A 9,288-nucleotide genomic window follows, 5' to 3' on the forward strand; every position below is an offset into this window, starting at 1 on the left:
CGCAGCATATCCTTCAGCACGGGAAACTGCGCGAAAACTGATTCGGGAATGCCCGCATTGCGCAGCTTCGCGCCGGCCGCTTCCAAGCCGAGCCGCAGGTTTTCTTCGACGGTAAGCTGCGGGAAGATTTCCCGTCCTTGCGGTACATACCCGATGCCCGCCTTCGCCCGGATATCCGGCGTCTTCGCCGTATAGTCGGTACCGGCGTAGCAGATCGTTCCTTTTTTCGCTTTGAGGAGCCCCATGATTGTCTTCATCAGCGTCGTTTTGCCGACGCCGTTGCGGCCCATCAGGCAGACGACCTGCCCGGGTCGGACCTGGAGGCTTACACCGCGCAAAATCATGCTTTCGCCGTAGCCGGCCTCCACGCCCTGCAGTTCAAGCGCCCCGCCTGTGCGGAGGGAGGCGTGCGAAGAACCGTTGCCGCTCGTCTCATTCATGCCGTTCGCCCCGCCTTCCGAGATAAACTTCCGTGACCTTGTCGTCGTTCTGAATGTCCTGCATTGTGCCTTCACGCAGCACGGTGCCTTCGTGCATGACGGTGACCGTTTTGGCGAACTTCCGCACGAATTCCATGTCGTGCTCGACGACAACGACCGTTTGGCGGTCGTTGATGCGGTGAAGCAGCTCGCCGGTTTTCTCCGTCTCCCGGTCGGTCATGCCGGCGGCCGGTTCGTCGAGCAGCAGCAGCTCCGGCTCCTGGATCAGCAGCATGCCAATCTCCAGCCACTGCTTCTCGCCGTGCGACAGCGAGCCCGCGTTCGCCTTCGCTTGATCGGCGAGGCCGATCAGCTGCAGGTAATGATGCAGCCGGGCGCGCTGCTCCGGGGTCGTTCTGGCGACCAGCGTGCTGAGCAGGCCGCGCTTTTGCCGCATCGCCAGAAGCAAATTTTCCGCCACCGTCAGCGACATGAAGATCGACGGCGCTTGAAACTTGCGGCCGATGCCGAGCTGGGCAATCTGATGCTCCTGATGGCGCGCCAGATCGGTATGCCCTTTGAACAGCACGCGCCCTTTGGACGGCTTCACTTTGCCGCACAGCACGTCGAGCAGCGTCGTTTTGCCCGCGCCGTTCGGACCGATCAGGAACCGAAGCTCGCCCGGCTCAAGCGAAAAGTTCAAACCGTTGATCGCCTTGAAACCGTCGAAGCTGACTTCCAACTGCTCCACGATGACGAGGGGCGCATGCGCTTGTTTTCTGGGGGACGTTTCCGTGTAAGTCATCTTCGTATGCCTCCTGTTAGTGCGGTTTTTTAAGCTCGGTATAGGCGAGCGGAGCCGCCGGATTCAAGACAGATACCGTTTTGCCGGACCCCCGGCCCCATGTTTGGACCCAGTCCTTGCAGGTGCCGACGATGCCTTTCGGCAGGAAGAGCGTGGCGACGACGAACATCGCGCCCATGATGAACGGCCACCAATCGGGATAAGCTTCGCTGAACGTCGTTTTGGCGGCGTTGGTCAGGATCGTGCCCAAAATGGCTCCGACGATGGTAGCCCGGCCGCCGATAGCGACCCAAAGCACCATTTCGATGGACGGAACGATGCCCATCTGTGCGGGAGAAACGATTCCTTCCTGCAGCACGAACAGCATCCCGGCCAGCCCCGCGAGGGCGGCGGAAACGCAGTAGATGAACACCTTATAGACGACCGGATCGTAGCCGATGAAACGGACACGGTTTTCCGCATCGCGCACGGCGGTCAAAATTTTCCCGAGACGGCTGGAGGCCAGTCCCACGCACAGCAGCAGCGTCAGCAGAACGGCTGCGGCGGTTGCGTAGTACAACGCCAGCTTCACGGAAGGATCGGCCAGCTTCAGGCCGAGAAACGTATCGAAGTTGGTCAAGCCGTTCGTTCCGCCGGTATACCCCTGCTGTCCGACGAATAGTGTGACCGTGATGATGACCAGTGCTTGGGACAGGATGGAGAAAAAAGTGCCCCGAATCCGGTTGCGGAACGTTAGGTAGCCGAGAACGAAGGCGACGGCGGTAGGCACCAGCAGCGACAATACGATAGCTGCGCCTGCGGATTGGAAGGGAGCCCAGAACCAAGGCAGCTTTTCGACGCCGCTCCAGGACATGAAATCCGGAAGCCCTTCCGGGGAAGCGGCAAGCTTCAAATGCATCGCCATGCCGTACGCGCCGAGCCCGAAATAGACGCCGTGGCCGAGGCTGAGAATGCCGGTGAAGCCCCAGATCATATCGAGGCCCATGGCAAGGATGGCATACGCAAGAAATTTGCCGAGCAGCGACAGGCGGAATTCGGACAAGAAGGCTGGCGCAAGCAGCATTAGCGCCGCAAGGACGACGGTGAGCGCGATTTTGACTTTCGTGTTGCTGACGGAAAATGTCATGTACAGCACTCCTTTCGACAAAAAGAATGGGACGGCGGTCCAGACCCGGCTGCGTAAAGCGGCCCGGCAATCGTTACCCCGGCTTTAATCGAGTGCCCGCGATTTCATGGTCACCAGCCCGGAAGGCTTCCATTGGAGGAAGGCGATGATCAGCGTGAAGACGATGACCTTTCCGAGCGTGGCGCTCGTCGTGTATTCCAACGCCGTGTTCAGCACGCCGATGCCGAGCGCGCCGGCGACTGTGCCGATGATTTTGCCGATGCCGCCAAGCACGACGACCATGAACGCGTCGACGATATAGTAGGTCCCAATGGAAGGGCCGATCGGACCGAGCAGTGTCAGCGCGCAGCCTGCAATCCCGGCCATCGCGGAGCCAAGGGCGAAGCCGAACGCGTCGACCTTAGGCGTCGAGATGCCGAGGCAGGCGGCCATGCTGCGGTTTTGCATCACGGCTTGCATGCTGCGGCCGCCCCGCGTGCGGTACAAGTACAGGTAAATGCCGATGATGCAGACGATGACGAGCCCGATGATAAACAGCCGTTTGTACGGTAGCGTCAATTCGCCGCCGAGGGCGAGGCCGCCCTCCAGCCAGCCCGGCGCCTGGACCGCCACGTTTGGCGCGCCGAAAATCGAGCGGGCCAACTGCTGCAGCACGAGGCTGACGCCCCAGGTAGCCAGCAGGCTGTCGAGCGGCCGGCCGTACAGGAACCGGATCAAGGTCTTTTCGAGCAGCCAGCCGATCGCGAAGGCGGCGAGAAAGGCGACCGCAAGCGAAAGCGCGAAATACCAGCCGAAAGCGGAGGGCGGGAATGCGGCGATAAACCATTTTTGGATCATGTACGTCATGTACGCGCCGATCATAATGAACTCGCCGTGCGCCATATTGATGACGTTCATGAGGCCGAACGTGATAGCGAGCCCGAGCGCGATCAGCAGCAGAATGGAGCTGAGCGAGATCCCGTTAAACAGCTGCAAAAATAACAGACTCATCCGTCCATAACCTCCTTTTCTCTTGAAAGCATGCGCCGAAAGCTTGCCCGAAGCGCGCAGGGACTGCCCGAAGGCAGCCCCCGTCATTTCTCTATGGGATCAGGGTGTGCCTGACGGTTAAACGAGACGCGGGTGCTGCCGGGAGGCCGGACGTTACTTGCCCGGCGATACGGCTGCGCCCCAAGGGTACGTTTTAAGGAACGGGTCCGGTTTGACCGGCTGGCCGGAGTTCCAGACCTCTTTGAACTGGCCGTCCGGCTGCACTTCGCCGATACGTACGGTTTTGTAGACGTGCTGGTTGTCGCCGTCGATTTTGACCTTGCCGCCCGGCGCATTAAACTCGATGCCTTTCGCCGCCGCTTTCACTTTGTCGACGTCGAAGGAACCGGCTTTTTTCACGGCTTCCGCCCACAGATAGACGCCGAAGTAGCCTGCTTCGATCGGATCGTCGGTGACGCGGTCTTTGCCGTATTTCGCCTTGTAGGCTTCCACGAACTTTTTGTTCTCCGGCGTGTCGGTCGTTTGAAAATAGTTCCATGCGGCATAATGACCTTCCAGCACGGAAGCGCCAATCCCGCGGATTTCTTCTTCCGCAACGCTGACGGAAAGCGTGGTCAAGTCTTTGGCGGTGATGCCCGCGTCCTTCAACTGCTTGAAAAAGGCTACGTTGCTGTCGCCGTTCAGTGTATTGAACACGACATCCGGCTTTTCTTTCTTGATTTTGCTGATGATCGTGTTGTAGTCGGTATGGCCGAGCGGGGTGTATTCTTCCGCAATCAGGGTGCCGCCCTCGGCTTTCAGCTGTTCTTTGATGATTTTGTTGGCCGTACGCGGGAACACGTAGTCGGAGCCGAGCAGGAAAAATTTCTTGCCTTTGTTTTGCAGCAGCCAAGTGACGGCCGGGACGATCTGCTGGTTGGTCGTTGCGCCGGTGTAGAAGATGTTGGGCGAGCTTTCGAGCCCTTCGTATTGTACGGGATAGATGAAAAGTCCTTTGTTCTGTTCGACGACGGGTAGTACCGCCTTGCGGCTTGCCGACGTCCATCCGCCGAAGATGACGGCCGCTTTGTCTTTTTGCAGCAGCTTTTTCGTCTTCTCGGCGAAGGTCGGCCAGTCGGACGCGCCGTCTTCGACGATCGGCTTGAGCTGTTTGCCTAGCACGCCTCCAGCTCGGTTGATCTCTTCGATCGCCATCAGCGTCGCGTCCCGGACGGACACTTCGCTGATCGACATCGTGCCGGTTAAGGAATGCAGGATGCCGACGGGGACGGTATTGTCGCCGCTGTCTTTCGGAGCTTCGGCTTTGGTTTCTGTCTTTGCGCCGCTTTCTGAAGCGCAGCCCGCAAGCAGCGCCGACAAGGTCAGGCAGACGGCCATTAAGGCGGTGATTCCTTTTTTTGCAGGTTTCATGACTTCAGCTCCCCCAAATAATGGTTTTCAGCAAACTTACATGCCTTATCATATTCAAGCGTGATTTATATGTCAATATATATTACATAAAATTCAGTTTTTATGTTTTTAGCATGGGAATTATCTTTTTTTATGTAAGAAATTAAGGATTTATTTTTAGACTGTGTAATTAAAATGCTTTTTTTAATTATTTTATGTCAAAAAATATTACATAAAATGATTTACAGCTTGAGGAATTCCAAATATAATAAGCGCATTGAAGAGTTATATTCGGATTTTGGAGGTGTTTCATGTATTTGACGGAACGCGAGAAAGAGAAGCTGCTCGTCACCGTGGCGGCCGATGTGGCCCGGCGGCGGCTGGCGCGCGGCGTGAAGCTGAACTACCCGGAAAGCGTGGCGCTCATTACCTCCGAGATCATGGAAGGGGCGCGCGACGGCATGACGGTAGCGCAATTGATGCAGTACGGAACGACGGTGCTCCGGGCGGAGCAGGTCATGGAAGGCGTGCCGGAGATGATTCACGAGGTGCAGGTGGAGGCTACGTTCCCGGACGGAACGAAGCTGGTTACGGTGCATCAGCCGATTCGGAAAGGTTAGCCGATGACGGCGATCAGTTTGCCGTTCATTCATGAGACGGATTATACGACTTTCGTACGGCAATGCAGGAAAGTTAGCGCTGGGAGGGGAGCGTCTATGGTACCGGGCGAATACCGGATCAAGCCGGGACAGATCAAGTTGAATGAAGGAAAAGAAAAGACAGAGCTCGTCGTTGTGAATACGGGGGATCGGCCGGTGCAGGTCGGGTCACATTATCATTTTTTTGAAGTCAACCGTGCGCTTTCGTTTGACCGGGAGCAAGCTTTCGGGATGCGGCTCGATATTCCCGCCGGCACGGCGGTCCGCTTCGAGCCGGGCGAAGAGAGAAAGGTGCGGCTCACCGAGCTTGGCGGCGAGCGCTTGTCCTACGGGCTGAATGGTTTATCCCGGGGTGCCGTCCGGCGCGGCGTTCTCCCGGAGCCCGTCCGCATCCGGCTGGCCGAATGGGAAGGAGGGGTTTAGCGTGGCGGAGATAGACCGTAAATCGTACGCGCTCATGTTCGGGCCGACCGTCGGCGATCAGGTGCGGCTGGCCGATACGGACTTATGGGCCGAAATCGAGTATGACTATACCGTTTACGGAGAGGAATGCAAATTCGGCGGCGGCAAGGTCATCCGCGACGGGATGGGGCAGTCGTCCCGCCATACGCGGGACCAGGGCGTGCTGGACACGCTTATTACGAACGCCGTCATTATCGATCACAGCGGAATCGTGAAAGCTGATATCGGCATCAAAGACGGGGTCATCGTCGGCATCGGGAAGGCGGGAAACCCTGACATTATGGACGGCGTCCATCCGGGCATGATTGCTGGAGCGTCGACCGAGGTGATTGCGGGCGAAGGGAAGATCGTCACGGCCGGAGGCATCGATACGCATATCCATTATATATGCCCGCAGCAGATCGAAACGGCGCTGGCGTCGGGCGTAACGACGATGATCGGCGGCGGTACGGGTCCGGCAGCGGGCACGAGCGCGACGACGTGCACCCCCGGCGCGTGGCATATGCGCCGGATGCTTGAGTCGGCGGAGGCGTTCCCGCTGAACCTCGGGTTCACGGGCAAGGGCAACGCCGCGTTCCCGGAGCCGCTGGCGGAGCAGGTCGAGGCCGGGGCTATCGGGCTGAAACTGCACGAGGACTGGGGGACGACGCCGGCGGCCATCGACGCTTGCCTTGCCGTGGCCGACCGCTACGACGTGCAGGTGGCGATTCACACGGATACGCTGAATGAGTCCGGGTTCGTCGAAGATACGATTCGCGCGATCGGCGGGCGAACGATTCATACCTATCATACGGAAGGCGCCGGTGGAGGGCACGCGCCCGACATTATCCGTATCGCTTCCGAGCTTAACGTGCTGCCGTCGTCGACGAACCCGACCCGGCCGTATACGGTCAACACCGTCGAGGAGCATCTCGACATGCTCATGGTCTGCCATCATCTCGACAGCCGCATCCCGGAAGACGTGGCGTTTGCGGACTCCCGCATCCGTCCCGAGACGATCGCGGCGGAAGATATTTTGCATGATCTTGGCGTCTTCAGCATGATCAGCTCCGATTCGCAGGCGATGGGCCGTGTAGGGGAAGTCATCACCCGGACATGGCAGACGGCGGATAAGATGAAGAAGCAGCGCGGGCATTTGCCGGCGCCGGAGGGAACGGCCCGGGCCGGGGATACGCCGGATAACGATAATTTCCGCATTAAACGCTATATTGCGAAATATACGATCAACCCGGCGCTGACGCACGGCATCGCGCATCTGGTCGGCTCGGCCGAAGTCGGCAAGCTGGCCGACCTTGTGGTCTGGAGCCCTGGCTTTTTCGGGGTGAAGCCCGACATGGTCCTCAAGGGCGGCATCATCGTCTACGCCCAGATGGGCGATCCGAACGCCTCGATCCCTACGCCGCAGCCGGTATTTGGCCGGCCGATGTTCGGCGCTTTCGGACGAGCGCTGCGGCACAGCATCACGTTCGTTTCGCAAGCGGCTTACGATAACGGCGTTCACCTTGAGCTGGGACTGCTGAAGCGAATCGAGCCGGTCCGCAACTGCCGCAGCGTCACGAAGAAGGATATGATCCATAACGGAGAAACGCCGGACATCGAGGTCGATCCGGAAACGTACGAGGTGAAGGTGGACGGGCAGCCGGTCACCTGCGAGCCGGTGGACGTGCTGCCGATGGCGCAGCGGTATTTTTTGTTCTGAATGCAATCGTAAGGAGGCGGGCACGCCATGGGACACACCACGGATTTTTCCTGGGTTGCCTATACGCAGCTATTGGACTCGGCGCTGCCGATCGGAGGATTTTCGCACTCGTTCGGTCTGGAGACGCTGGTGCAGGACGGTCGGATTGAAAGGCCGGATCAGCTAAAAGATTATATGGAAGCTATGCTGTTTCACAGCTGGGCGCCGGTCGATGCCTTGGCCGTCAAAGCGGTATACTGCTTCGCTCCCGCCGAGCGATGGGAGGAGCTCTGGCTCGTCGACCGGACGCAGCATGTGCAGCGGGCGTCTGCCGAGACGCGGGAAGGCGTGGCCAAAATGGGCCGCAGACTGCTTCAGCTTGCCCGCGCCATGTACCCGCAGCTGGACTGGGAGCCGCTGGTTGGCGCGATACGGGACGGGCGGTGCATCGGGACCCATCCGCTTGTGCATGGCTGGATCAGCCTGCAGCTCGGCGTGCCGCTGCCGGCAGCCGCCGAAGGATACTTGTACACGTGCGTAACGACCGGCATCAACAGCGGCTTGCGCCTGATGTCGCTTGGCCAAACGGACGGCCAACGGCTGCTTGCCGCGCTGCTTCCCTCTATCCGGGAGGCGTGGCTGCGGTTCGCTCATTTGGACCCGCTGGAGGACGGTTTTTCCAGCACGCCTCAGGCGGAAATCGCCATGATGCGGCACGAAGGTCTTTATTCGCGTTTATTTATGTCTTAGGAGATCAGGATTATTTTTATCCGAAGGAACCTTATTTTTCTAATCCAAGGAGGGCTTGGCTATGTGTCAAGGAGGAACGCATCATCATCACCATTGGGAAACGCCGGAGGGACGTCAGCTCGACCGTCCGATGCGCATCGGAATCGGCGGACCGGTCGGCTCCGGCAAAACGGCGCTTGTGGAACGGCTGGCGCGCAAGCTGAATGGAAAGTACAGCATCGCCGTAATCACCAACGATATTTATACGAAGGAAGACGCGGACATTCTGATCCGCTCGGAGGCGCTGCCGGCCGAACGCATTATCGGGGTAGAGACGGGCGGCTGCCCGCATACGGCGATCCGCGAGGACGCCTCGATGAATTTCGAAGCGGTCGAGGAACTGGAGCGCCGCTTTTCGCATCTGGACATCATCTTCATCGAAAGTGGCGGGGACAACCTGGCGGCGGCGTTCAGTCCGGAGCTGGTGGACCGGTTCATCTATATTATCGATGTGGCGCAGGGAGAGAAAATTCCGCGCAAAGGCGGGCCCGGCATCATCCGCTCCGATATGCTGATCATTAACAAAATCGATCTGGCCCCGCACGTTGGAGCTTCTTTGAAGGTAATGGAGGAAGATACGGTAAAAATGCGCGGCGGCCGGCCGTTTGTCTTCTCCAATTTGTTCGACGGACAAGGGCTCGACGACATCGTGGACTGGGTCGAACATGAATACAGTCACAGCCATGCATGAAGTGACGGGCTGCATTGACGCGTACTTTAGGGCGGCGGCCGGCGTGACACAGCTCAGGAACCATGCGCAGTCGTATCCGCTCAAGATTGCAAAGACGTTTCCGTTCGACGGCGGGCAGCTTGGCGTCTATATTATGGATGCTTCCCCGGGAATCATGGCGGGCGACCGGTACGAGCTGACATGGCGATTCGGAGAGGATACGGACGTTCATGTGACCAACCAGTCCTACACGAAGGTGCACCCGTCGCACAAAGCGGGCTGGGATGCCCCTCGTCCGAGC

General features: G+C 58.8%; 11 protein-coding genes. 6 read left to right on the plus strand and 5 right to left on the minus strand.

Annotation, left to right across the window (positions count from 1 at the left end):
• The 5 genes from QJ48_RS25040 to urtA form a co-directional block, all read right to left on the minus strand.
• A partial coding sequence (locus tag QJ48_RS25040; protein WP_157261752.1) for an ATP-binding cassette domain-containing protein occupies nt 1–440 on the minus strand: 440 nt, incomplete at its 3' end.
• The gene (gene urtD, locus QJ48_RS25045) at nt 433–1,224 is read right to left on the minus strand and encodes an urea ABC transporter ATP-binding protein UrtD (protein ID WP_054976147.1); all 792 of its coding nucleotides are present in this window, start codon (nt 1,222–1,224) and stop codon (nt 433–435) included. The genes urtD and QJ48_RS25040, both read right to left, overlap by 8 nt.
• Nucleotides 1,225–1,240: 16 nt before the next feature.
• Nucleotides 1,241–2,350 (minus strand): urea ABC transporter permease subunit UrtC, encoded by a 1,110-nt coding sequence (gene urtC, locus QJ48_RS25050; protein WP_054976148.1) that lies wholly within the window; start codon nt 2,348–2,350, stop codon nt 1,241–1,243.
• Nucleotides 2,351–2,434: 84 nt separating this feature from the next.
• Nucleotides 2,435–3,340, minus strand: a complete 906-nt coding sequence (urtB, locus tag QJ48_RS25055) for an urea ABC transporter permease subunit UrtB (RefSeq protein WP_054976149.1) — start codon at nt 3,338–3,340, stop codon at nt 2,435–2,437.
• Between the two features lie 153 nt (nt 3,341–3,493).
• Nucleotides 3,494–4,750, minus strand: coding sequence for an urea ABC transporter substrate-binding protein (gene urtA / locus QJ48_RS25060; RefSeq protein WP_054976150.1), 1,257 nt, complete (start codon nt 4,748–4,750; stop codon nt 3,494–3,496).
• A gap of 290 nt (nt 4,751–5,040) precedes the next feature.
• Between urtA and QJ48_RS25065 the strand changes: the two genes are divergently transcribed.
• From QJ48_RS25065 to QJ48_RS25090, 6 genes are all read left to right on the plus strand, one after another.
• Nucleotides 5,041–5,349 carry an urease subunit gamma gene (locus tag QJ48_RS25065; RefSeq protein ID WP_054976151.1) on the plus strand — a complete coding sequence of 103 codons (309 nt, stop codon included), beginning with the start codon at nt 5,041–5,043 and terminating at the stop codon, nt 5,347–5,349.
• Nucleotides 5,350–5,445: 96 nt separating this feature from the next.
• On the plus strand, nt 5,446–5,811 hold the full coding sequence (locus tag QJ48_RS25070) for an urease subunit beta (protein ID WP_054976152.1): 366 nt from the start codon (nt 5,446–5,448) through the stop codon (nt 5,809–5,811).
• A 1-nt stretch (nt 5,812) separates the two neighbouring features.
• Entirely contained in the window at nt 5,813–7,549 is a 1,737-nt protein-coding gene (gene ureC, locus QJ48_RS25075; RefSeq protein WP_054976153.1) for an urease subunit alpha, read from the plus strand.
• Between the two features lie 27 nt (nt 7,550–7,576).
• Nucleotides 7,577–8,278 (plus strand): urease accessory protein UreF, encoded by a 702-nt coding sequence (locus QJ48_RS25080; protein WP_054976154.1) that lies wholly within the window; start codon nt 7,577–7,579, stop codon nt 8,276–8,278.
• 61 nt (nt 8,279–8,339) lie between these two features.
• On the plus strand, nt 8,340–9,008 hold the full coding sequence (gene ureG, locus QJ48_RS25085; protein WP_054976155.1) for an urease accessory protein UreG: 669 nt from the start codon (nt 8,340–8,342) through the stop codon (nt 9,006–9,008).
• The coding region (locus tag QJ48_RS25090; RefSeq protein WP_237763054.1) for an urease accessory protein UreD at nt 8,983–9,288 on the plus strand (306 nt) is incomplete at its 3' end. The genes ureG and QJ48_RS25090, both read left to right, overlap by 26 nt.

The sequence above is a fragment of the Paenibacillus sp. A3 genome (genome assembly GCF_001399685.1).
In the GTDB taxonomy this organism is placed as follows: Bacteria; Bacillota; Bacilli; order Paenibacillales; family NBRC-103111; genus Paenibacillus_G.

What these genes read in the sequence shown, in the direction of transcription:
- urtD (WP_054976147.1), bottom strand. Translation starts at nt 1,224, where the DNA reads ATGACTTACACGGAAACGTCCCCCAGAAAACAAGCGCATGCGCCCCTC.
- urtC (WP_054976148.1), bottom strand. Translation starts at nt 2,350, where the DNA reads ATGACATTTTCCGTCAGCAACACGAAAGTCAAAATCGCGCTCACCGTC.
- urtB (WP_054976149.1), bottom strand. Translation starts at nt 3,340, where the DNA reads ATGAGTCTGTTATTTTTGCAGCTGTTTAACGGGATCTCGCTCAGCTCC.
- urtA (WP_054976150.1), bottom strand. Translation starts at nt 4,750, where the DNA reads ATGAAACCTGCAAAAAAAGGAATCACCGCCTTAATGGCCGTCTGCCTG.
- QJ48_RS25065 (WP_054976151.1), top strand. Translation starts at nt 5,041, where the DNA reads ATGTATTTGACGGAACGCGAGAAAGAGAAGCTGCTCGTCACCGTGGCG.
- QJ48_RS25070 (WP_054976152.1), top strand. Translation starts at nt 5,446, where the DNA reads ATGGTACCGGGCGAATACCGGATCAAGCCGGGACAGATCAAGTTGAAT.
- QJ48_RS25080 (WP_054976154.1), top strand. Translation starts at nt 7,577, where the DNA reads ATGGGACACACCACGGATTTTTCCTGGGTTGCCTATACGCAGCTATTG.
- ureG (WP_054976155.1), top strand. Translation starts at nt 8,340, where the DNA reads ATGTGTCAAGGAGGAACGCATCATCATCACCATTGGGAAACGCCGGAG.